Consider the following 19,637-nt stretch of genomic DNA (forward strand, 5'->3'; position numbering starts at 1 on the left):
GGCCGCCCCTCCGGTGGCGTCCGGGGGCTCTTCGCGCAGACATCCCGGCTCGCCCGTTGTCGCGGTCCTGGGCTCGTTCCCCATACGGATCACGAGGGCGACGACGTCCTCAGATCTCGCTCCGCCGCAGCAGGTAATCCAGGCCCCCCACCCGGTACCACCGGTACCCGTACCCCTCCAGCAGCACGCAGTGGCGGCCGTCGTCGTCGGCCAGGCTGCGCTGGCCGGTGAGGAGGTCGATCAGGTTGCGGCCGTCGCCGTCGAGGCCGGTGGCGAAGGTGATCTCCCTGGGCTCGGCCGCGAGGTTGTGCAGGCACAGGACCGAATTGTTGCGCCAGTCGTAGCGCAGGGCGAGGATGCTCGGGTCGCGGGTCTCGATGGTGGTGAAGTCGCCCCAGCCGATCTCCGGAACCTCCTTGCGCATGCGGATCACCCGCTCCATCCAGTTGAGGAGCGATTCCGGCGCGCAGCGCTGCGCCGCCGCGTTGACATGGGCGAAGGCGTAGGCGCCCTCGTGGATCGGCGGCGAGTCCGGGCGGTCGCTCAGGGTGAAGCCGCCCTGCGGCTCGTGCGACCATTGCATCGGCGTGCGGGCGCAGTCGCGCTCCGGCAGCGAGAGGTCGTCGCCCATGCCGATCTCGTCGCCGTAGCGCAGCACCGGCGTGCCCGGCAGGGTGAACATCAGGCTGTAGGCGAGCTCGATCCGGCGCCGGTCGCCGCCGAGCATCGGCGCGAGGCGCCGGCGGATGCCGCGGCCGTAGAGCTGCATGTCGGGATCGGGCCCGAAGGCGTCGAAGACGGTCTGGCGCTGCTTCTCGGTCAGCCGGCCGAGGTCGAGCTCGTCGTGGTTGCGCAGGAAGATCGCCCACTGGCCGGATGGCGGCCGGTTCCAGGTCTTCCGCAGCGCCTTCACCAGCGGACGCGAATCGGCCGAGGCCAGGGCGTAGAACAAGGCCTGGTTGACCTGGAAGTTGAACATCATGTGCATGCGGTCGGCGTCGTCGCCGAAATAGTCGAGGTCCTGGCGCGGCAGGACGTTGGCCTCGGCCAGGATGATCGCGTCGCCCTGGCGCCATTGCAGGAACTCGCGAAACAGCCGCAGGAGCTCGAACTGCTCGCGCGGTTCACCCGAGACCTCCGGCCCCTTCTCGGCGATCACGAACGGCACCGCGTCCATCCGGAATCCCGAGACGCCGAGCTGGATCCAGAACCCCATGATCTTCAGGATCTCGGCCTGGACGTGCGGGTTGGCGGTGTTGAGGTCGGGCTGGAAGTCGTAGAAGCGGTGGAAGTACCAGGCCTCCGCTTCCTTGTCGTAGGTCCAGGTGCTCTTCTGCACGCCCGGGAAGACCATGCCCTGGTCGGCATGCGGCGGCTTGGTCTTCGACCAGACGTACCAGTCGCGGGTGCGGGCGTTCGGATCGGAGCGGGCGGCCTGGAACCACGGATGCTGGTCGGAGGTGTGGTTGACCACGAGGTCGATCAGCACCCGCATGCCGCGCTGCTTGGCGGCGTGCGTGAAGGCGACGAAGTCGCCGAGCGTGCCGTAGCGCGGGTCGACGCCGTAGTAGTCCGCGACGTCGTAGCCGTGGTCGCGGCCGGGCGAGGGCTGGAACGGATGCAGCCAGATCGCCGTGACGCCGAGACCGAGCAGATAATCGAGGCGCCGCTCCAGCCCCTCGAAGTCGCCGATCCCGTCACCGTTGGCATCCATGAAGGAGCCGACCGAGAGGCAGTAGATGACCGCGTTCTTGTACCAGAGGTCCTCGATCACCCCGGTCCTCCCCAAGCCTCGACGATGCCGACCCATCACGGCATCTAGGGCAAACTCCTCCGAAGCGTAGCTTTGGCGCGCGAGAGGGCATCGTGCCTCTCTGCCGGGCAGCAATGGCGGCGGAAATCGGGCAGATGCCGCCGAAACCCGGCGGATGCCCAGAATTTGAGCCGGGTCCTTGGGGAACTTTTTCGCGACCTGCCTTGGCACGTCCTTTGCGGAACCGCTGCAGGCCGCACCGGCCCAGGGAGACGATGAACATGACGTGGAAGGGTTGGCTCTCGCGCGCCACGGTCGCGGGCGGGTTGGCGCTCGGCACGCTGGCGAGCACGGTCGCCTCGGCGCAGGAGACCATCAAGGTCGGCATCCTGCACTCGCTCTCGGGCACGATGGCGATCTCCGAGACGACGCTCAAAGACGTCATGCTGATGCTCATCGAGGAGCAGAACAAGAAGGGCGGCATCCTCGGCAAGAAGCTCGAGGCGGTGGTCGTCGACCCGGCTTCGAACTGGCCGCTCTTCGCCGAGAAGGCGCGCGAGCTGATCGCCAAGGACAAGGTCTCGGCGGTGTTCGGCTGCTGGACCAGCGTGTCGCGCAAGTCCGTGCTGCCGGTGTTCAAGGAGCTGAACTCGATCCTGTTCTACCCCGTCCAGTACGAGGGCGAGGAGAGCGAGCGCAACGTGTTCTATACCGGCGCCGCGCCGAACCAGCAGGCGATCCCGGCCGTCGACTACCTGATGAAGGAGGAGAAGGTCGAGCGTTGGGTGCTGGAGGGTACGGACTACGTCTATCCCCGCACCACCAACAAGATCCTCGAGGCCTATCTCAAGGCCAAGGGCGTCAAGCCCGAGGATATCTCGATCAACTACACGCCGTTCGGCCAATCGGATTGGCAGACCCGGGTCGCCGCGATCAAGAGCTTCGGCTCGGCCGGCAAGAAGACCGCGGTGGTCTCGACCATCAACGGCGACGCCAACGTGCCGTTCTACAAGGAACTGGCGAACCAGGGCATCAAGGCGACCGACATCCCGGTCGTGGCCTTCTCGGTCGGCGAGGAGGAGCTGGCCGGCATCGACACCAAGCCGCTGCTCGGCCACCTGGCGGCCTGGAACTACTTCATGTCGATCGACACGCCGGCCAACAAGGCGTTCATCGAGAAGTGGCACGCCTACACCAAGAATCCGAAGCGCGTCACCAACGACCCGATGGAGGCCCATTACGTCGGCTTCAACATGTGGGTGAAGGCGGTCGAGAAGGCCGGCACCGTCGATCCCGACAAGGTGATCGCGGCTTTGCCGGGCACCAAGCAGGAGAACCTGACCGGCGGCACCTCGGAGATGCTGGCCAACCACCACATCACCAAGCCCGTCTTCATCGGCGAGATCAAGGACAACGGCCAGTTCGACGTGGTGTGGAAGACCGACGGCCTGATCCCCGGCGAGGCCTGGTCGAAGCAGCTCGACGGCTCGAAGGACCTCGAGGCCGACTGGGTCAAGCTCAATTGCGGCAACTACAACACCAAGACCAAGAAGTGCGGCGGCGCGTAATCGTCCAGCGCAATCCCCCCCTCTCCCGTGTGGGAGAGGGGCAGGGGGTGAGGGTGCTCCGGTTCTGAGTCAGGCACTGGGCGTCGTGCTGGCAGCTCGACGCTCCAAGCCAGACCCAGAACCGTAGCACCCTCACCCCTGAACCCCTCTCCCACGCGGGAGAGGGGAATGTTGGCACCTTGCCCCGGACAGCCCTGAATGCGCCGCTGCCTCGTCCTTCTCCTCGCGCTCTGCTGCGCTGCCTGGGCCCTGCCCGCCGCCGCGCAGACCGCGCCCGACGCCGCCTATGCGCGGCTCGCCAGCGACAGCTATTCCGACATCGAGGCCGGCATCGCGGGCCTCGCCACGACCGGCGACCCGAAGGCCGGGCCGGTGCTGCGCGCGCTCGCCGACAACCGCCTGCTCTACCGCCCGGACGACAAGGCGCTGGCGATCAAGGACGGCGCCAAGGTCACCGACGCCCGCACCGGCGCCGCGGTCGCGCCCGACGGCCTCAAGCCCGTGCGGGTCAACAACCGGGTGCGGCGCGCGATCGACGCGGCTTTGGGCACCCTGAACCTCCTCGCCCCCGATCCGGCCACCCGCCGGAGCGCCGCCGACGCGGTGTTCAAGGCCCGGGACGCCGGCGCCCTTCCGGCCCTCGACGCTGCGCTCGCCCGCGAGACCGATGCGGGCGTCAAGCGCAGCCTGCAGGAGGCCCGCGCCGCGGCGGTGCTGGCCAAGTCCGGCGCGCCCGAGATCGAGCGCCTGGCCGCCGTCGACACGCTTCAGGCCCGGGGCGACTCAGACGCCCTCGCCATCCTGCGCGGCCTCTCGGGCGATGCGTCCCAGGGCGTGCGCGACGCCGCCGCCCGCGGCGTCTCGGGCATCGAGACCCGCCAGGCCTTGATGGCGAACGTGCAGAACGCCTGGTACGGCGTCTCCCTCGGCTCGGTGCTGCTCCTCGCGGCCATCGGGCTCGCCATCACCTTCGGGGTGATGGGCATCATCAACATGGCCCATGGCGAGATGGTGATGCTCGGCGCCTACACCACCTACCTGGTGCAGGAGCTGATCCGCCAGAAGGCCCCCGGCCTGTTCGACTGGTCGCTGCCGATCGCGATCCCGCTCGCCTTCCTGGTCGCCGGCGCCGTCGGCATCCTGATCGAGCGCAGCGTCATCCGCCACCTCTACGGACGGCCGCTCGAGACCCTGCTCGCCACCTGGGGCATCAGCCTGATCCTGCAGCAGGCGGTGCGCTCGGTCTTCGGCCCGACCAACCGCGAGGTCGGCGCGCCGTCCTACATGTCCGGCGCCTTCGATCTCTTCGGCCTGTCGATCACCTGGGGCCGCCTGTGGATCGTGGTCTTCGCGCTGGGCGTCTTCGTCGCCCTCAACCTGATCCTGAAGGCCACCCCCTTCGGCCTGAAGACCCGCGCCGTCACCCAGAACCGCCGCATGGCCGCCGCCATGGGCATCCGCACGCCCTGGATCGACGCCTTCACGTTCGGCCTCGGGTCGGGCATCGCCGGGGTCGCCGGGGTGGCTTTGTCGCAGATCGACAACGTCTCGCCGAATCTCGGCCAGGGCTACATCATCGACTCGTTCCTGGTGGTGGTGTTCGGCGGCGTCGGCAACCTGTGGGGCACGCTGGTTGCCGCGCTGACGCTCGGCGTCGCCAACAAGTTCCTCGAGCCCTATGCGGGCGCGGTGCTCGGCAAGATCCTGCTCCTCGTCTTCATCATCCTGTTCATCCAGAAGCGGCCGCGCGGCCTGTTCGCGCTCAAGGGCCGGGCGGTGGAGGCCTGACATGCTGCTCTCCCGCATCGACAAGCCCGGCTGGATCTTCCTCACCGTCATCGCGGCGGCCTGCATCGTGGTGCCGGCCCTCAACCTGCTCACCGCGCCGGGCTCCGCCCTCCACGTGCCGACCTATGCCGTCTCGCTGATGGGCAAGTACCTCGCCTACGCGATCCTGGCGCTCAGCCTCGACCTCGTCTGGGGCTATTGCGGCATCCTCTCGCTCGGCCACGGCGCGTTCTTCGCGCTCGGCGGCTACGCGATGGGCATGTACCTGATGCGCCAGATCGGGCCGCGGGGCGTCTACGGCAACCCGATCCTGCCCGACTTCATGGTCTTCCTGAACTACAAGTCGCTGCCCTGGTACTGGCACGGCTTCGATCTCTTTCCCTTCGCGGCCGTGATGGTGCTGCTGGTGCCGGGGATCCTGGCCTTCGTGTTCGGCTGGCTCGCCTTCCGCTCGCGGGTGACCGGCGTCTACCTGTCGATCATCACGCAGGCGATGACCTTCGCGCTGATGCTCGCCTTCTTCCGCAACGACATGGGGCTGGGGGGCAACAACGGGCTCACCGACTTCAAGGACATTTTGGGCTTCAACGTGCAGGCGCAGGGCACCCGCGTGGTCCTGTTCGTGCTGACCGCCGTGGCGCTGGGCCTCGCCTACCTCGTCGCCCGCTTCATGACGACCTCGGCCTTCGGCAAGGTCCTGATCGCGATCCGCGACGCGGAATCCCGGACCCGCTTCCTCGGCTACCGCACGGCGCACTACAAGGTCCTGGCCTTCACGGTCTCCGCCATGATGGCGGGCGTCGCCGGCGCCCTCTACGTGCCGCAGGTCGGCATCATCAACCCGTCCGAGTTCGCCCCCGCCAACTCGATCGAGGCGGTGATCTGGGTCGCCGTCGGCGGCCGCGGCACGCTGGTCGGCGCGGCTTTGGGCGCGGTGCTGGTCAACTACGCCAAGACGCTGCTCACCGGCGCGATGCCGGATGCCTGGCTCTTCGCGCTCGGCGCCCTCTTCGTCGTCGTCACCCTGTTCCTGCCCAAGGGCATCCTCGGCACCCTGACCGAGCGGCTCGGCTCGCGCCGCGCCAAGGCCCGCAAGTCTTCCGGTTCCTTGCCCGGCCCCAAGCCCGGCGACATCCCACCTGCACTCGCGGAGGAGGGCCGCGGATCATGAGCGCGGCGATCGCCCTGCCCACCTCCGACCCGGTCCACGAGAAGCGCCTCACCCAGGCCCTGCTCTACGTCGACGACATCAAGGTTACGTTCGACGGCTACCGGGCCCTGCGCGGCCTGTCCCTGACCCTGATGCCCGGCGAGATGCGGGCGATCATCGGTCCGAACGGCGCCGGCAAGACCACGATGATGGACTGCATCACCGGCAAGACCCGGCCCGATACCGGCCAGGTGATCTTCGACGGCGTGCACGACCTGAGGCGGATGGACGAGGCGGCCATCGCCGAGCTCGGCATCGGCCGCAAGTTCCAGAAGCCGACGGTGTTCGAGAGCCACACGGTCGCCGACAACATCCTGCTGGCGCTCAAGGGACCTCGGGCCGCGACCGCCTCGCTGTTCGGCTGGCGCAACCGGGTCGAGCGCGAGCGCATCGACGCGATCCTGGAGACGACGGGGCTCCTCCCGCACCGGGCGCGCCCCGCCGCCGACCTCTCGCACGGCCAGAAGCAATGGCTCGAGATCGGCATGCTGCTGGCGCAGGACCCGAAGCTCCTCCTCGTCGACGAGCCGGTCGCCGGCATGACCGACGCCGAGACCGAGGCGACCGCGACGCTCTTGCGCCGCATCGCCCGGGACCACGCGGTGATCGTGGTCGAGCACGACATGCACTTCGTCCGCGCCCTCCAGTGCCGCGTCACCTGCCTGCACGAGGGCGCGGTGCTGGCCGAGGGCTCGATCGATTCCGTCTCGGCCGACCCGCGGGTGGTCGAGGTCTATCTCGGCCGCTGAGGATCTTTGTCTGACATGCTCTCCGTCGAGACCATCGATCTCCATTACGGCGCGGCGCAGGCCCTGCGCGGCGTCTCGCTCCAGGCCGAGCTCGGCAAGGTCACCGCGGTGCTCGGCCGCAACGGCGTCGGCAAGACCTCCTTGATGCGCGCCATCGTCGGCCAGCAGCCGGTCTCGAAAGGGGCGGTCAAGCTCGACGGGCGCGACATCAGCCGGCTCGCCCCCTATGACCGCGCCCGCCAGGGCATCGCCTTCGTGCCGCAGGGGCGCGAGATCTTCCCGCTGCTCACCGTCAAGGAGAACCTCGAGACCGGCTTCGCGCCGTGCAAGCGCGCCGACCGCTACGTGCCCGCTGAGATCTACGACCTCTTCCCCGTCCTCAAGGACATGCTGGGCCGGCGCGGCGGCGACCTCTCGGGCGGCCAGCAGCAGCAGCTCGCCATCGGCCGCGCCCTCGTCACCCGCCCCCGCGTCCTCGTCCTCGACGAGCCGACCGAGGGCATCCAGCCCTCGATCATCAAGGATATCGGCCGGGCGATCGACTACCTCCGGGGCAAGGGCGACATGGCGATCGTGCTGGTCGAGCAGTATTTCGAGTGGGCCCGCGACCTGTGCGATTCCTACGCGGTGATGGATCGCGGCCAGGTGGTCGAGGCCGGGCCGCGCTCGGGCATGGTCGAGGCGCAGGTCCGGCGCTGGCTCTCGGTGTGACCCCTCACGCCAGTCCCCGCTCCAGCGCCGACAGGAACACCCGCAGCTTCGGCGGTGCGTAGCGCGCCGTGGGGTAGAGGGCCCAGATCGACAGGTCCTGCGGCTCGGCATCGCCGAGGGCGACGCTGGCGAGGCGACCCGCCGCCAGTTCGTCCTTCACGTCCCAGTAGGACAGGAGCGCGAGGCCGAGCCCGCGCCGGCAGGCCTCGTGCACCCCCTCGATGCTGCTCGACGAGAAGCGTCCGTCGATCCGGACGTTGCGGGACGCCGTGCCGGCGCGGAACGGCCAGTGCGTCACGCCGGTGAGGCGCACGCAATCGTGCCCCGCGAGATCCGCCAGCGCGGCCGGCGCCCCCCGCTCCGCGAGATAGGCCGGGCTCGCGCAGAGCAGGCGCGGGTTGGGGGCGAGCCGCCGGGCGATCAGCCCGGAATCCCGCAAAGGGGCGATCCGGACCGCGACGTCGAACCCCTCGCCGACGATGTCGACCACCGTGTCGCTCAGCTGGAGGTCGACCCGCAGGCCCGGGTTGGCGGCGAGCAGGCCCGGCATCAGCGGCACCACCACCTTGCGCCCGAAGGCGGCCGGCGCCGTCGCCCGCAGGAGGCCGGTGGCGCAGAGCTGGCCGGGGGCGAGGGCGGCGCGGGCGGCCTCCTCGGCCTCCAGCATCGCCTGGGCATAGGGCAAAAGCGCCTCGCCCTCCGCGGTGAGCGAGACCGAGCGGGTGGTGCGGTGCAGGAGGCGCGCGCCGCACTCCCGCTCCAGGGCGGCGAGGCGGCGCGAGGCCGCCATCGGGGTCAGGCCGAGGCGGCGCGCCGCCGCCGAGAGGCTGCCGGCGCCGGCCGCCGCCGCCAGCACCGCGAGGTCGCGGGTCTCCATGGATTATAACGCTTCCCGGTAAGCCGGCTGCTCCGGCCCGGCACTACACCCCCGGCGCGCGATCCGCCATCTCGGCCCCGTCACGCCCGGAGAAGCATCCCGTGTCGGTTCACGATCCCCTGTTCCAGCCCGTCCGGCTCGGCGCCCTGTCGCTCGCCCACCGCGTGGTGATGGCGCCGCTCACCCGCCTGCGCGCCCGCCGCCCCGGCGACGTGCCGGTGCCGCTGAACGCCACCTATTACGGCCAGCGCGCCAGCCGCGGCGGACTGATCATCACCGAGGCGACCGACATCAGCGAGCAGGCCCGCGGCTATCCGGGCGCGCCGGGTCTCTACAGCGAGGAGCAGATCGCCGGCTGGCGCGGGGTCACCGAGGCGATCCATGCCCGCGGCGGGCTGGTCGCGGCGCAGATCTGGCACACAGGCCGCGTCTCCCATTCCTCGATGCAGCCCGGAGGCGCGACGCCGGTCTCCTCCTCGGCCCAGCCGGTGACCGGCATGGGCCACATGGACGCGACCGGCCGGCCGGTGCCGTTCGAGACGCCTCGCGCCCTGGAGGAATCCGAGATCCCCGGCATCGTCGCGGGCTTCGCGCAGGCCGTGCGCAACGCGCGGGCCGCCGGCTTCGACGCGGTCGAGATCCACTCGGCGAACGGCTACCTGCTCGACCAGTTCCTGCAGGACGGCGTCAACGCCCGCACCGACCGCTACGGCGGCCCGATCGCCAACCGGGCGCGGCTGCTGCTCGAGGTGGTGGATGCCGCGGCGCAGGCCTGGAGCGCCGACCGGATCGGCGTGCGGCTCTCGCCCTGGGGCAGCTTCAACGCCATGCGCGACAGCGATCCGGGCGCCCTGTTCGACCACGTCGCGGCGGAGCTCGGCACGCGGGGCCTCGCCTATCTCCACGTGGTCGAGCCCCGCGCCGACCAGAACAGCGACGTCAACGCCCTCGACCCCGACGCGCCCGACGCCGCCGCGCGGGTGAAGGCGGCCTTCGGCGGCAAGGTGATCTCCGCCGGCGGCTACGTGCGCGACACCGCCGGCGCGGCGATCGCCGAGGGCCGGGCCGACGCCATCGCGTTCGGGCGCCTGTTCATCGCCAATCCCGACCTGGCCGAGCGGTTGCGGCAGGGTGCGCCGCTCAACCGCTACGACCGGGCGACGTTCTACGGCGGCGACGCGCGCGGCTACACCGACTACCCGGCGCTCGCCGGCTGACATCCCCGTCCGGCACCTCTCCGGCGGGAGGAGGGGCGCCGGACGACGGCCGACCTGCATGTCGCGCGCGGCTTGCATTTCGCGCGCGGCCGGATTATCTCCGCCTCATCAGTTCTGTTCGTGGCCGATGAGGCTGCGGTGCGGGAGTGGGTCCCCCCGGGGCCCGCTCTTTTTTATTGCCGCGAGCCTCCCCGGGCGCGATCCGAACGCCAGATCGCCTCCCCGTCGCGGGACCGCGCCACGGCTCTTCGACCCCACGGCTCTTCGACACCATGACCGACGCCCCAGACCAGAACCCGGCCGAGAAGCGCCTCATCACCGAGACCGGCATCGCCGCTCGCGTCGCGCAGATCATCGAGCCCGCGATCGAGGGCCTCGGCTTCCGCCTCGTGCGGGTGCGCGTCACCGGCCAGAACGGCTGCACGGTGCAGATCATGGCCGAGCGGCCGGACGGCACCATGTCGGTGGACGAGTGCGAGACCGTCAGCCGCACGATCTCGCCGATCCTCGACGTCGACGACCCGATCGGCGGCGCCTACTACCTCGAGATCTCCTCGCCGGGCATCGACCGGCCGCTGGTGCGGGCGGGCGACTTCGCCCGCTGGGCCGGCTACGAGGCCAAGGTCGAGCTCTCGGTGCCGATGGACGGCCGCAAGCGCTTCCGCGGCATCATCCGGGCACCGGAGGGCGACACGGTCCGCATCGACCTGCCCGACGCCAAGGAGGGCACCCCGTCCTCCTACGACCTGCCCCTGCGCGACATCGGCGAGGCCCACCTCGTCCTCACCGACGCCCTGGTGCGCGAATCCCTGCGGCGCGGCTCGGCCCCGCCGCAGGACGACGACGAGGATGACGAGGACGAGGGCGCGAGCCCGTCCGTCACCCACTAGAAGATCGTCCGCAACCGTTAGACGAAATCCCAAACAGGAAGGACAGAACCGATGGCCGTCGTCAGCGCCAACAGGCTCGAACTCCTCCAGATCGCCGACGCGGTCGCCCGCGAAAAGGTGATCGACCGCGCCATCGTGATCGGCGCGATGGAGGAGGCGATCGCCAAGGCCGCCCGCTCGCGCTACGGCGCCGAGACCGACGTGCATGCCGAGATCGATCCCCGCACCGGGGCCTTGCGCCTGTCGCGCCACCTCCTGGTGGTGGACGAGGTCGAGAACGACGCCCGCGAGATCGACCTCGACGCGGCGCGCCGCCACAACCCGGCCGCCCAGGTCGGCGACGTGATCTCCGACACCCTGCCGCCCTTCGATTTCGGCCGCGTCGCCGCCCAGTCGGCCAAGCAGGTGATCGTCCAGAAGGTCCGCGACGCCGAGCGCGACCGCCAGTACGACGAGTACAAGGACCGCATCGGCGAGGTCGTCAACGGCCTCGTCAAGCGCGTCGAGTACGGCAACGTCATCGTCGATCTCGGCCGCGGCGAGGGCATCGTGCGCCGCGACGAGTCGATCCCGCGCGAGACCTTCCGCCCCGGCGACCGCATCCGCGCCTACCTGTTCGACGTCCGCCGCGAGGTGCGCGGCCCGCAGATCTTCCTCTCGCGCTCGCATCCGCAATTCATGGCCAAGCTCTTCGGCCAGGAAGTGCCAGAGATCTACGACGGCATCGTCGAGGTGAAGGCGGTCGCCCGCGACCCCGGTTCCCGCGCCAAGATCGCGGTGATCTCGCGCGATTCCTCGATCGACCCGGTCGGCGCCTGCGTCGGCATGCGCGGCTCCCGCGTCCAGGCGGTCGTCGGTGAATTGCAGGGCGAGAAGATCGACATCATCCCGTGGTCGCAGGACCAGGCGACCTTCATCGTCAACGCGCTGCAGCCGGCCGAGGTGGTCAAGGTGGTGCTCGACGAGGAGGCCGACCGCATCGAGGTGGTGGTGCCCGACGACCAGCTGTCGCTCGCCATCGGCCGGCGCGGCCAGAACGTGCGGCTCGCCTCCCAGCTCACCGGCTGGGACATCGACATCCTGACCGAGGCCGAGGAATCCGAGCGCCGGCAGAAGGAGTTCGTCGAGCGCACCAACGCCTTCATGCAGGCCCTCGACGTCGACGAGACCGTGGGCCAGCTGCTGGCCGCCGAAGGCTTCCGCTCGGTCGAGGAGATCGCCTATGTCGAGCCGGCGGAGCTCGCCAACATCCAGGGCCTCGACGAGGAGACCGGCACCGAGATCCAGGCCCGCGCCCTCGACTACCTCAACCGCATCGAGGCCGAGAACGACGCCCGCCGCATCGAGCTCGGCGTCGCCGACGAGTTGCGCGAGATCGACGGCGTCACCACCCCGATGATGGTCGCGCTCGGCGAGAACGACGTGAAGACCGTCGAGGACCTCGCCGGCTGCGCCACCGACGACCTCGTCGGCTACACCGAAGGGCGCGGGGCCGAGGCGGTGCGCCATGCCGGCTACCTCGACGGCTTCGAGCTGTCGCGCGCCGAGGCCGAGGCGATGATCATGGCCGCCCGCGTCCATGCCGGCTGGGTCGAGGCGCCCCCGGCCGAGGAGGCGCCCGAGGGCGAGGGTGACGAGACGGCCGACGGCGAGCCGTCGCACGAGGGCGAGGAGCACGGGACGGTGCCGGTCGAGGAGGGCGCCGCCGCGACCGCCGAGCGTCAGCCGACCTGAGGCCGGCGGCGGGGGAGAGAGGCGCGGCCATGCAGGACGACGCGCAGGGGACGGACGATCTGCCGCCGGGCATCCTCGATGCCGGCGCCGGGCGCGGCCGCGCCCATGCGGAGCGCACCTGCCTGGTGACGCGCCAGGCCGGCAGCCCCGAGCGGATGATCCGCTTCGCCCTCGGCCCCGACGGCCAGGTTGTGCCCGACCTGCGCGCCCGGCTCCCCGGCCGCGGCGCCTGGGTCACGGCGACCCGGGCGGCGGTGGCGGAGGCGGTGAGGAAGCGCCTGTTTCAGCGCGCCTTCCGGCAGAAGGGCGCGGTGACCGCCGCGCCCGATCTCGCGCAGAAGGGCGTGCTCGTCGCGCCCGATCTCGCGGATGTGATCGAGGCGGGCCTGCGGGAGGACCTGCGCCAGGCCTTCTCGCTCGCCAACAAGGCCGGCTGCGTCGTCACCGGCTTCACCAAGGTCGAGAGCGCGGTGGAGAGCCCCGCCGGCATCGCGGCCCTGGTCCATGCCAGCGATGCGAGCCCGGACGGGCGCCGCAAGCTCGCCCAGGCATTGCGAAGGCGCTACGGCGATGCCATATCGCGGATCCCGGTGCTCGACGACCTGTCCGGTGAAGAATTGGACATGGCCTTGGGCCGGGATCATGTGATACACGCTGCCCTCGTCGCGGGAGCCGGCACTGCCGGCTTGCTCGCGCGTTGGCGTCGGCTCCACGTCTTCCGCGGCGAGGCGGCGACGCCGGGGACCGCCGGAACGGAGCCCACGGGCCCCGACGCGGCGCTCCCGGGCGCTGTCCAGGACGGTTGAGACATCGGTGCGGACCGGTCCCCCGGAGGCCGGCGGTTGAGTGAATGTGATGGGATCGGCCCGATGGCGGGTGCGCTCCCGGGAACACGATGGGAGGCGGCCCCCGGGAGGCCGGGTCCCGGGACGGATGAGAACCCCCAGGGTCTGAACTGAATGAGTGAGACGAAGAATCCGGGCGACAAGACGTTGCACACCGGTCCCTCGAAGACGCTGTCGATGAAGCGTCCGATCGAGCAGGGGACGGTGCGCCAGAGCTTCTCCCATGGCCGCTCGAAGTCGGTCGTGGTCGAGACGGTGAAACGTCGCGTCGGCGGCGCGCCGGCCCCGGCCGCGCCGAAGGAAGCGGCGCCGAGCCAGGCTCGCTCCGCTCCCCAGGGGCAGGGCCGTCCGGGCGCGCCGCGCCAGGAGCGCCCGGCCGCCGCGCGGTCCGGTGTCGTGCTGCGCACCCTGAGCGACCAGGAGCAGAGTGCCCGCATGGCCGCCCTCGCGGACGCGAAGCGTCGCGAGGAGGACGAGCGCCGCCGGGCCGCCGAGGAGGCCCAGCGCCGCGTCGAGCGCGAGGCCGCCGAGGCCCGCGAGCGCGAGGCCGCCGAGGCGCGCAAGCACGAAGAGGAAGAGCGTCGCCGTCAGGAGGAGGCGCGCAAGCGCCGTGCCGCCGAGGAGGCCGAGCGCCGCGCCCAGGAGGATGCGGCGCGCGCTTCTGCTGCTGCTGCGGCTCCGGCCGCCCCCGCGGCGCCCGCCGCCGCGGCTCCGCGTCCGGCGTCTCCGGCGGCGGCCCGTCCGGCCGCCGCCGTGGGAGCGGCCCGTCCGGCCGCTCCGGCCGGCGCGCGTCCCGCCGCCGGTGCCCGTCCGGCCGCTCCGGCCGGCGGCGGCCCGCGTCCGGCCGCGCCCGCCGGCGCCCGCCCGGCCCCGTCCGCCGGCATCACCCGTCCGAGCGCCCCGGCCGAGCCGCGCCGCACGCTGACGGCCGATGCCCGCAAGCCGCGCGACCTGAACTTCATGGCCCGGCCGGCTCCGAAGCCGGAGCCCGAGCCCGCCAAGCCCGAGCAGCCGAATGCGGCCAAGCCCGCGGCGGCGGCCAAGCCCGCGACCGGCGCCGCCGCGACGGCGCGGCCCGCCACCGGCCGTCCGGCCGCGGCGGAGGAGGAGACCGAGACCAAGCGGGTGATCCGCCGTCCCGGCATGCCGCTCAAGGTCATCACCCCGCCCAAGACGCCGAAGTCGCCGGGCGGCGACCGCAACCGCGGCCGCCTGACCATCGCGACGGCGACCTCGGGCGAGGACGAGCGCACCCGTTCGCTCGCTTCGTTCCGCCGCCGCAACCAGCGCCTGACCGGCCACCGCCAGGTGGAGCAGAAGGAGAAGCTGGCCCGCGAGGTGGTCATCCCGGAGACGATCACCATCCAGGAGCTCGCCAACCGGATGAGCGAGCGGGCGGTCGACGTCATCCGCATGCTGATGAAGCAGGGTCAGATCCACAAGATCACCGACGTGATCGACTCGGACTCCGCCCAGCTCATCGCCGAGGAACTCGGCCACACCGTGCGCCGCGTCGCGGAGTCGGACGTCGAGGAGGGCCTGTTCGACGAGCCCGATACCGACGAGGACACCCAGCCGCGTCCGCCGGTCGTGACCATCATGGGCCACGTCGACCACGGCAAGACCTCGCTGCTCGACGCGATCCGCAACGCCAACGTCGTCTCCGGCGAGGCGGGCGGCATCACGCAGCATATCGGCGCCTACCAGGTGACCTCGCCGTCGGGCGGCAAGATCACCTTCATCGACACCCCCGGCCACGCCGCCTTCACCTCCATGCGCGCCCGCGGCGCCAGGGTGACCGACATCGTCGTGCTGGTGGTGGCGGCCGATGACGGCGTCATGCCCCAGACGATCGAGGCGATCTCCCACGCCAAGGCGGCCGAGGTGCCGCTGATCGTGGCGATCAACAAGATCGACAAGCCCGACGCGAACCCGCAGCGGGTGCGCACCGAGCTCCTGCAGCACGACATCCAGGTCGAGTCGATGGGCGGCGAGACCCTCGAATTCGAGGTCTCGGCCAAGACCCGGGACGGCCTCGACGACCTCCTGGAGGGCCTCGCCCTCCAGGCCGAGATCCTGGATCTGCGCGCCAATCCCGAGCGGTCGGCGGAAGGCACGGTGATCGAGGCCAAGCTCGACCGCGGCCGCGGCCCGGTGGCGACGGTGCTCGTCGAGCGCGGCACCCTGCATACCGGCGACATCGTGGTGGCGGGCGCCGAGTGGGGTCGCGTGCGCGCCCTCGTCGACGATACCGGCCGCAACATCAAGGAGGCGGCTCCGTCGGTGCCGGTCGAGGTGCTGGGCTTCAACGGCACGCCGGAGGCGGGCGACCGCGTCGCGGTGGTGGAGAACGAGGCCCGGGCCCGCGAGGTCACCGAGTATCGTGCCCGCGTGAAGCGCGAGCGCGCGGCGGCCACCGGCACCGGCGCCGGCCGCTCGCTGATGGACATGATGCGCGACCTCAAGGAGGGCGCCGGCCGCAAGGAGTTCCCGCTCGTCGTCAAGGGCGACGTGCAGGGCTCGGTCGAGGCGATCGCCGGCGCGCTCGAGAAGCTCGGCAACGACGAGGTGGCGGCCCGCATCCTGCACACGGGTGTCGGCGGCATCACCGAGTCGGACATCACCCTGGCCCAGGCCTCGGGTGCGGTCGTGGTCGGCTTCAACGTCCGCGCCCACAAGGAGGCGAGAGAGGCCGCCGAACGGGCGGGCGTCGAGATCCGCTACTACAACATCATCTACGACCTCGTGGATGACGTGAAGGCGGCGATGTCGGGCCTGCTCCCGCCGACGCTCCGCGAGGAGCGCCTGGGCGAGGCGCGCATCCTCGAGATCTTCAACGTCTCGAAGGTGGGCAAGATCGCCGGCTGCCGGGTCGAGGACGGCCGGGTCGAGCGCGGCGCCCATGTCCGCCTCATCCGCGACAACGTGGTGGTGCACGAGGGCAAGCTCTCGCAGCTCAAGCGCTTCAAGGACGACGCCAAGGAAGTGGCGGCCGGCCAGGAATGCGGCATGGCCTTCGAGAACTACCAGGACATGCGGCCCCGCGACGTGATCGAGTGCTACATCGTTCACGAGGAGCGCCGCACGCTCTGACGCTTAACCCCGCTGCCATCGGCCGTCCGCCGTCCTGGCGGCGGCCCTTGAGACGACCGCGAGCCCGGGACGCCAGCGTCCCGGGCTCGTCGGTTCAGGATGACAGCCGCGAGGGCCGGAACGGCCGCAAGGCCAGACCCGGATGACCGCCCCGCGGCCCGGTCCGAGCCCGGAGAGACGATGGTGCGCAAACCCCAGGAATCCGCCGGCCCGTCGCAGCGCCAGCAGCGCGTGGCCGAACTCGTGCGTCACGCCCTCGCGGAGGTGCTCAGCCGCGGCGACATCCAGGATCCGGTGCTGAGCCAGCACGTGATCACCGTGCCGGAGGTCCGGATGTCGCCGGACCTCAAGCTCGCCACCGCCTACGTGATGCCGCTCGGCGGTCAGGACGAGCGCCCGGTGATCGAGGCGCTCGAGCGCAACAAGAAGGTCCTGCGCCAGGAGGTGGCCCGCCGGGTGGCGCTGAAATTCGCCCCCGACCTGCGCTTCCGCCGCGACGAGACCTTCGACGAGGCGGCCCGCATCGACGCGCTCCTGCGCAGCGAGAAGGTCCAGCGCGACCTCGGGCCCGAGCCGGACGCCGAGGAATAACGCCGCACCGGCGCGCCGAACCGGCGCCCGGGTGACGACTTGAGCCCCAGAAGGATCGGCACGGGCGGATGCGGGCGGGAGGCCCGCGGCGGCCGCCGTTCGAGAACGGACACAGGATGACGATGCACGAGGACCAGCCCGCAGAGCCGCCGGCCGCCCGCCCCGCGCGCGAGGGCGCGCCGCGTCAGGAGGGTCCGCGGCCCGACCGGCCGCGCGGCCGCGGCCGGCCGCCGGGCGACCGGCCCAAGCGCCGCGAGATCAGCGGCTGGGTGATCCTCGACAAGGGCGTCGGCATGACCTCGACCCACGCGGTCGCGGCGGTCAAGCGGGCGCTCAACGCCAAGAAGGCGGGGCACGCCGGCACCCTCGACCCGCTCGCCTCCGGCATCCTGCCGATCGCGCTCGGCGAGGCGACCAAGACGGTGCCGTTCGTGATGGACGGCCGCAAGGCCTACGTCTTCGCGGTGAGCTGGGGCGTCGAGACCGACACCGACGACGCGGAGGGGCGCCCGGTCGCGACCTCGGACGAGCGGCCGACGCAGGAGCAGGTCGAGGCGATGCTGCCGCGCTTCGTCGGCGCGATCGAGCAGGTGCCGCCGCGCTACTCGGCGATCAAGATCCAGGGCGAGCGCGCCTACGACCTCGCCCGCGACGGCGAGGTGGTCGAGCTCGTCGCCCGGCCCGTGCAGATCGACCGGCTCGCGATCGTCGCTCACACGCCCGAGCGCACGGTGATCGAGGCCGAGTGCGGCAAGGGCACCTATGTCCGCGCCATCGCCCGCGATCTCGGCCGGGCGCTCGGCTGCTACGGCCACGTCTCGGCCCTGCGCCGCACCCGCGTCGGCCCCTTCGCGGAGGACCAGTCCTGCACGATCGGGGCGCTCGAGGCCGCCGAGGCCGAGGCCAATGCCGCGGTGCTGCGCCCGGTCGAGACCGCGCTCGACGCAGTGCCGCACGTGCCGGTCTCCCGCGACATGGCGATGCGCCTGATGCGCGGCCAGCCGGTGATCCTGCGCGGGCGCGACGCCCCCACCGAGGGCAAGGCCTACGCGACCTGCGGCGGCGTGCTGGTGGCGGTCGGCGACGTCGAGCGCGGCGAGTTGGTGCCGCACCGGGTCTTCCACCTCGGCGGCACCGCCCCGCGCAACGGCTGAAGAAGGACGATGGGCGATGACGAACCGGCTCGAGGATGATCCGCGGGTGCTGTGGAGCGAGGACGTGCTGCGCTACCGCGACACGGACGCCAACGGCCACGTCAACAACGCGGTCTTCGCGGCGTTCTGCGAGAGCGGCCGGGTGCAGTTCTTCGCCGACCACCTGACGCCGCTGCTCGCGCCCGACACCTTCTTCGTCATCGCCCGGTTCGTCATCGACTACCGGGCCGAGCTGCACTATCCGGGCCGGGTCCGCACCGCGACCTGGCTCGCCCGGGCCGGGCGCACCTCGCTCAGCTTCCGCCACCGGATCCTCACCGGCGACACCGTGGCCGGCGAGGCGGAGTCGATCTGCGTGCTCCTCGCCAAGGATACCCGGCGGCCGACGGCTCTGGGGGCGGCGGGGGAGGCGGCGGCCCGGATGGTGGTCGAGGACGCGTGAGGCCGGTACGGCCCGTCAGTGAAAAATCCCTTTTAGAATCAAGCGCGGGATCCCCTCTCCAGGCGATGCCGGGCTTGCCCGGTATCGCTGCAAGGTGCGGGAGAGGGGTAGGGGTGAGGGTGACACGCTCCAGGATCAAGCTCTGAGCGTCACGCTGCCAGCACCACGCTCAGCGCATTATACGGCAGCGTGCCACCCTCACCCCCGGCCCCTCTCCCACACGGGAGAGGGGAGACGTGCCTCTTCCTTTCCCCGGATAGCCCTGCCCTTGGGGGAGGATCAATCGACAGGCCCCTTCCGGCCTGACCGACGAGCTTCGTCCTCCCTCAAGGCCCTCTCCACGATCTCGTCCACGGTGACGCCTCCCCGTCACGGCGCCTGCAGGCTCGTGGCGATGCCGAGGCCGAGCGCCGTGCTGCCGGAGGGGCGGTAGAGGGTGTTGAACGCCGCCTTGTCGACCAGCGTCGCGGCCCCGGGCTGGCCCATCTCGGCGTAGAAGCGGCGCATGGTGTCGGTGCCGTGCTCGTTGAGCGTGCTGGCCTCGATCCGGTTGCCCGGACGGTGCGCCGTGTGGAAGCCGAGGCCGGTGCGGCCGGACATCCCTTCGTAGACGTCCTCGCCGTGGACGTAGTGGCGCCGCACCCCGCCGGCGAAGATCAGCGTGCAGGCGCTGTCGCACCGCGCCGCATGGGCGTCGACGGCCGTCGCCAGGCCGGCCCGGCGGATCGCCCGGCCGATGGCGATCCCCTCCAGCACCTTGCCGCCGCCGCTGTCGAGGTAGACGACCCGCAGGGGCCGGGCATGCGGCCCGGCGAGGAAGCGGGCGAAGGCCTCCCCGTCGCCCGGGACGATCGAGCCCGCGAGCGTGATCCTGTCGCCGGTCTCCGACAGGCTCATCGCCCCGGCCGGCGCCGGGCCGGCCCCCGCGATCATCCCCGCCGCCGCCAGCGCCCGCCACCGCATCGCCGCTCTCCCGAATCCCCTTCCGCTTCGGCATCCTGACCTAACGTGAGGT

General features: G+C 71.3%; 15 protein-coding genes and 1 pseudogene. 13 read left to right on the plus strand and 3 right to left on the minus strand.

Annotated features, from left to right (window positions below):
• Window positions 1–109: 109 nt before the first annotated feature.
• Complete coding sequence (locus EU555_RS16355) at window positions 110–1,774, minus strand: alpha-amylase family protein (RefSeq protein ID WP_135415903.1); 1,665 nt, start codon at window positions 1,772–1,774, stop codon at window positions 110–112.
• A 260-nt stretch (window positions 1,775–2,034) separates the two neighbouring features.
• Between EU555_RS16355 and urtA the strand changes: the two genes are divergently transcribed.
• From urtA to urtE, 5 genes are all read left to right on the plus strand, one after another.
• Window positions 2,035–3,321, plus strand: a complete 1,287-nt coding sequence (gene urtA, locus EU555_RS16360; protein WP_135415905.1) for an urea ABC transporter substrate-binding protein — start codon at window positions 2,035–2,037, stop codon at window positions 3,319–3,321.
• Window positions 3,322–3,519: 198 nt separating this feature from the next.
• Window positions 3,520–5,109 carry an urea ABC transporter permease subunit UrtB gene (urtB, locus tag EU555_RS16365; RefSeq protein WP_135415907.1) on the plus strand — a complete coding sequence of 530 codons (1,590 nt, stop codon included), beginning with the start codon at window positions 3,520–3,522 and terminating at the stop codon, window positions 5,107–5,109.
• A gap of 1 nt (window position 5,110) precedes the next feature.
• A complete protein-coding gene (gene urtC, locus EU555_RS16370) occupies window positions 5,111–6,280 on the plus strand; it encodes an urea ABC transporter permease subunit UrtC (RefSeq protein WP_135415909.1) in 1,170 nt (389 codons plus the stop codon).
• Window positions 6,277–7,068: an urea ABC transporter ATP-binding protein UrtD gene (gene urtD, locus EU555_RS16375; protein ID WP_135415911.1), complete on the plus strand. Its 792-nt coding sequence runs from the start codon at window positions 6,277–6,279 to the stop codon at window positions 7,066–7,068. The genes urtC and urtD overlap by 4 nt, the downstream gene beginning before the upstream one ends.
• 15 nt (window positions 7,069–7,083) lie before the next feature.
• Window positions 7,084–7,779 (plus strand): urea ABC transporter ATP-binding subunit UrtE, encoded by a 696-nt coding sequence (gene urtE / locus EU555_RS16380; RefSeq protein WP_135415913.1) that lies wholly within the window; start codon window positions 7,084–7,086, stop codon window positions 7,777–7,779.
• A 4-nt stretch (window positions 7,780–7,783) separates the two neighbouring features.
• Here urtE and EU555_RS16385 read toward each other — a convergent pair whose 3' ends face one another.
• Window positions 7,784–8,656, minus strand: a complete 873-nt coding sequence (locus tag EU555_RS16385) for a LysR family transcriptional regulator (RefSeq protein ID WP_135415915.1) — start codon at window positions 8,654–8,656, stop codon at window positions 7,784–7,786.
• A gap of 101 nt (window positions 8,657–8,757) precedes the next feature.
• Here EU555_RS16385 and EU555_RS16390 point away from each other — a divergent pair, with 101 nt between their 5' ends.
• The 8 genes and pseudogenes from EU555_RS16390 to EU555_RS16425 all read left to right on the plus strand — a co-directional run bounded on the left by EU555_RS16390 (window position 8,758) and on the right by EU555_RS16425 (window position 18,622).
• Entirely contained in the window at window positions 8,758–9,873 is a 1,116-nt protein-coding gene (locus tag EU555_RS16390) for an alkene reductase (protein ID WP_135415917.1), read from the plus strand.
• Window positions 9,874–10,145: 272 nt separating this feature from the next.
• Window positions 10,146–10,742: pseudogene (gene rimP, locus EU555_RS16395) on the plus strand (ribosome maturation factor RimP); the annotation flags it as partial.
• A gap of 72 nt (window positions 10,743–10,814) precedes the next feature.
• Window positions 10,815–12,497: a transcription termination factor NusA gene (gene nusA, locus EU555_RS16400; RefSeq protein WP_167858566.1), complete on the plus strand. Its 1,683-nt coding sequence runs from the start codon at window positions 10,815–10,817 to the stop codon at window positions 12,495–12,497.
• Between the two features lie 29 nt (window positions 12,498–12,526).
• On the plus strand, window positions 12,527–13,303 hold the full coding sequence (locus EU555_RS16405) for an RNA-binding protein (RefSeq protein WP_135415921.1): 777 nt from the start codon (window positions 12,527–12,529) through the stop codon (window positions 13,301–13,303).
• Window positions 13,304–13,456: 153 nt separating this feature from the next.
• Entirely contained in the window at window positions 13,457–16,435 is a 2,979-nt protein-coding gene (infB, locus tag EU555_RS16410; protein ID WP_135415923.1) for a translation initiation factor IF-2, read from the plus strand.
• 183 nt (window positions 16,436–16,618) lie between these two features.
• Complete coding sequence (gene rbfA, locus EU555_RS16415) at window positions 16,619–17,026, plus strand: 30S ribosome-binding factor RbfA (protein WP_425375126.1); 408 nt, start codon at window positions 16,619–16,621, stop codon at window positions 17,024–17,026.
• A 116-nt stretch (window positions 17,027–17,142) separates the two neighbouring features.
• Window positions 17,143–18,180 carry a tRNA pseudouridine(55) synthase TruB gene (gene truB / locus EU555_RS16420; protein ID WP_425375122.1) on the plus strand — a complete coding sequence of 346 codons (1,038 nt, stop codon included), beginning with the start codon at window positions 17,143–17,145 and terminating at the stop codon, window positions 18,178–18,180.
• Window positions 18,181–18,196: 16 nt separating this feature from the next.
• A complete protein-coding gene (locus EU555_RS16425; protein ID WP_135415927.1) occupies window positions 18,197–18,622 on the plus strand; it encodes an acyl-CoA thioesterase in 426 nt (141 codons plus the stop codon).
• A 369-nt stretch (window positions 18,623–18,991) separates the two neighbouring features.
• Here the strand turns inward: EU555_RS16425 and EU555_RS16430 are convergent, their stop codons facing one another.
• The gene (locus tag EU555_RS16430; RefSeq protein ID WP_135415929.1) at window positions 18,992–19,585 is read right to left on the minus strand and encodes a hypothetical protein; all 594 of its coding nucleotides are present in this window, start codon (window positions 19,583–19,585) and stop codon (window positions 18,992–18,994) included.
• Window positions 19,586–19,637: the final 52 nt, after the last annotated feature.

Origin of the sequence: Methylobacterium nonmethylotrophicum, assembly GCF_004745635.1 — a bacterium.
Taxonomy (GTDB): Bacteria; Pseudomonadota; Alphaproteobacteria; order Rhizobiales; family Beijerinckiaceae; genus Methylobacterium; species Methylobacterium nonmethylotrophicum.

Bases quoted from the DNA above. Each gene is read 5' to 3' on its own strand.
- urtA (WP_135415905.1), top strand. From the start codon at position 2,035: ATGACGTGGAAGGGTTGGCTCTCGCGCGCCACGGTCGCGGGCGGGTTG.
- urtB (WP_135415907.1), top strand. From the start codon at position 3,520: ATGCGCCGCTGCCTCGTCCTTCTCCTCGCGCTCTGCTGCGCTGCCTGG.
- urtC (WP_135415909.1), top strand. From the start codon at position 5,111: ATGCTGCTCTCCCGCATCGACAAGCCCGGCTGGATCTTCCTCACCGTC.
- urtD (WP_135415911.1), top strand. From the start codon at position 6,277: ATGAGCGCGGCGATCGCCCTGCCCACCTCCGACCCGGTCCACGAGAAG.
- urtE (WP_135415913.1), top strand. From the start codon at position 7,084: ATGCTCTCCGTCGAGACCATCGATCTCCATTACGGCGCGGCGCAGGCC.
- EU555_RS16385 (WP_135415915.1), bottom strand. From the start codon at position 8,656: ATGGAGACCCGCGACCTCGCGGTGCTGGCGGCGGCGGCCGGCGCCGGC.
- nusA (WP_167858566.1), top strand. From the start codon at position 10,815: ATGGCCGTCGTCAGCGCCAACAGGCTCGAACTCCTCCAGATCGCCGAC.
- EU555_RS16405 (WP_135415921.1), top strand. From the start codon at position 12,527: ATGCAGGACGACGCGCAGGGGACGGACGATCTGCCGCCGGGCATCCTC.
- infB (WP_135415923.1), top strand. From the start codon at position 13,457: ATGAGTGAGACGAAGAATCCGGGCGACAAGACGTTGCACACCGGTCCC.
- truB (WP_425375122.1), top strand. From the start codon at position 17,143: ATGACGATGCACGAGGACCAGCCCGCAGAGCCGCCGGCCGCCCGCCCC.
- EU555_RS16425 (WP_135415927.1), top strand. From the start codon at position 18,197: ATGACGAACCGGCTCGAGGATGATCCGCGGGTGCTGTGGAGCGAGGAC.
- EU555_RS16430 (WP_135415929.1), bottom strand. From the start codon at position 19,585: ATGCGGTGGCGGGCGCTGGCGGCGGCGGGGATGATCGCGGGGGCCGGC.